At 65.4% G+C, this 2,246-nt stretch carries 2 protein-coding genes and 3 pseudogenes; 3 read left to right on the top strand and 2 right to left on the bottom strand.

Annotated elements, in window-relative coordinates:
* Positions 1-115: 115 nt before the first annotated feature.
* Positions 116-268: a hypothetical protein gene (locus ACWD6R_RS40375; RefSeq protein ID WP_451823309.1), complete on the bottom strand. Its 153-nt coding sequence runs from the start codon at positions 266-268 to the stop codon at positions 116-118.
* Between the two features lie 173 nt (positions 269-441).
* On the opposite strand from ACWD6R_RS40375, the gene ACWD6R_RS40370 reads away from it, so the two are divergent.
* A complete protein-coding gene (locus ACWD6R_RS40370; RefSeq protein ID WP_451823308.1) occupies positions 442-978 on the top strand; it encodes a 2'-5' RNA ligase family protein in 537 nt (178 codons plus the stop codon).
* 19 nt (positions 979-997) lie between these two features.
* Here the strand turns inward: ACWD6R_RS40370 and ACWD6R_RS40365 are convergent.
* Positions 998-1,252: pseudogene (locus ACWD6R_RS40365) on the bottom strand (ATP-binding protein); the annotation flags it as partial.
* A gap of 20 nt (positions 1,253-1,272) precedes the next feature.
* On the opposite strand from ACWD6R_RS40365, the pseudogene ACWD6R_RS40360 reads away from it, so the two are divergent.
* Positions 1,273-1,533, top strand: a pseudogene (locus ACWD6R_RS40360) (ATP-binding protein); the annotation flags it as partial.
* A 103-nt stretch (positions 1,534-1,636) separates the two neighbouring features.
* Positions 1,637-2,053, top strand: a pseudogene (locus tag ACWD6R_RS40355) (hypothetical protein); the annotation flags it as partial.
* Between the last annotated feature and the right edge of the window lie 193 nt (positions 2,054-2,246).

The following is a 2,246-nucleotide window of genomic DNA, read 5'->3' as shown; positions in this document are numbered from 1 at the left end:
GCGAAGCCGTACAGGTGGACCTATAACGGCAGCCCACTCAAGACCGCCTGATCAGACTCAACACCCCTCCACGAACTTGCGCGGGGCAGCACTAGGGCCTCGCGCCTCCTCGGCCTCAGGGTGCCTCGTCGTCTGGTTCGGCGTTGCTGCAGGTGGAGCCCGGCGGCAGCATCGGCCGGATGCGGAGACCGTCCGTCAGCTCCATTCTGGCGTATTGGCCGATGTCGAGGACGTCTGGGATGGGCTGATTGGTTTCGAACGAGTCCATTGGCCCCAGAGGAACGACTCCGCTGGCCCGGATTAGCGATCTTGGGTGCTCGTCGTGAACGAGTCGATTGGCCCCACCTGAGCGAGGGTCGAGTTGGGTGTCGACCATGGGTTCAACCGCTCGCGATCGTAATCGGGTCGCTGCCGTTCTGCGCCCGCTGATACATATGTGCGATGGCAGGCGACGACTCTGGTGAGTTTCAAGCAGGGCAGTCGGGACTCATCGTGAGGGTCCCCGAGGCAGAACCTGCTGTTCGAGCGTGGCGTGACCGGCTGGACCCGTCAGCCCGTGCGGGTGTTCCGGCCCATGTCACGGTCCTCTTCCCGTTCCTAGGCGAGAGGCGCATCGACAACGATGCCTGTGCTGCCATCGGAGAAGTGATCGGGAGTCACCGGCCCTTCGAGACTCGGTTCGAGCACTGCGGGCGATTCCCGGGGATCTTGTATCTCGTCCCCGAGCCGGACATCCCGTTCCGCCGGCTCACCGGGGCGGTCGCGGACCGGTGGCCGGAGGCCCCGCCGTTCGGCGGGCAGTTCGACGAGGTCGTCCCGCATCTGACCATCGCCCAGGGGCAAGACGATGCCGTGCTGGAGGAGGCCGAGGCCGACCTTCGCAGCAGGCTTCCCGTCACTGCCCGCGTATCGTCGGTCGATCTGATGGTCCACGACGGAACAAGGTGGCAGCAGCGAGCGTCGTTCACGCTCCGGTGATCCCTCTGTTGGTCATCGGTCAGCCGCAGCCCTGCTGGGCCTTGGTGTGAGCGAGACGGTAGGAGTCGCTGCCGGTTTCGATGATGTTGCCGCCGAAGGTGAGGCGGTCCACTATGGCCGCGCAGAGCCTCGGGTCGGTGAACGTCTTGGTCCACGCAGAGAAGGACTCGTTGGAGGCGATGGCCATACTGTTCTTCTCCTCGCGCTCGGTCAGAACCTGGAACAGCAGCTCGGCGCCGCGCCGGTCCAGCTCCATATAGCCCAGCTCGTCGACCTATGCGGACATCCGCATAGATTGACGACATTGGCCTGCTGCCCGTCGGGGAAGACGCCGCCGAAGCGTTCTACCGCATCATCGATGCCGCCTACGAACGACGCTCCATCGCGGTGACCAGCAACATCCACCCCTCAGGCTTTGACACGATCATGCCCAAGACCCTCGCCGGCGCCAGCACCGACCGCCTCATGCACCACGCTCACCTCGTGACCACCACCGGCGACTCGCACCGCCTCGCCGAGGCACTCGCAGGGAAGGGAGTGGTCCCCTTGCACTAAACCCCACCCCCAGGAACACCACTGGCCACACGCATGGATTTCTGATGGCCACCGGCCTGGATCTCCAACGGCCGCCTACCTGGGCATCTCAATGGCCGTTGACAACGGACACGGACTCTTCGATGCAGTCACCGGCGAGAAGATCGCACGCGACCGGGATCCCGACCCCGCCACCAGCACCCCCGACGCACACCCGGACCTCGCCTGCCCTGGACTCGGTCCCGTCGCAGGCACCGAGATCCGCATCGCCGGCCTCTTCGGCGGCGGTCTACACAGCACCACCCCGGACGGTTGGACGCTGGATGTCGTCAGCCCCGACTGGCCCCACGACCGCATCATCCTCTCCGCCGACGGCGGAGCGAACAACGGAGCGGCGGGAGGCACCTGGTGGCACGTCTTCCACTCCGATTACTCAGAACTGCGCACTGCCGGTTTCTCACCGGCCGGTCTCACCCTGGCAATCGCGACCAGCAGCGACCTCACCCTCTGGACCCGCCCTCAGTTCCACAGCGAGGACTGAACGGCCACCGGAGCGCGTTCGGGCACGTTGCCATCCAACCTAGTCCGTCCAGGTCAGGTGGCACGTCCACGACTAAGTTGGAAGGCAAAGGACAGTCACTAGTGCTGTGACCGGGAAGGTTCACCGGGTGGGCGGTCGGTGATGTCGGGGCAACCTGCCCGTGGGCCGATCGGCCTGGTGGGTGACAATGGCG

The organism is Streptomyces sp. NPDC005151, assembly GCF_053599875.1.
This window is presented reverse-complemented; position numbering and strand designations above follow the sequence as displayed.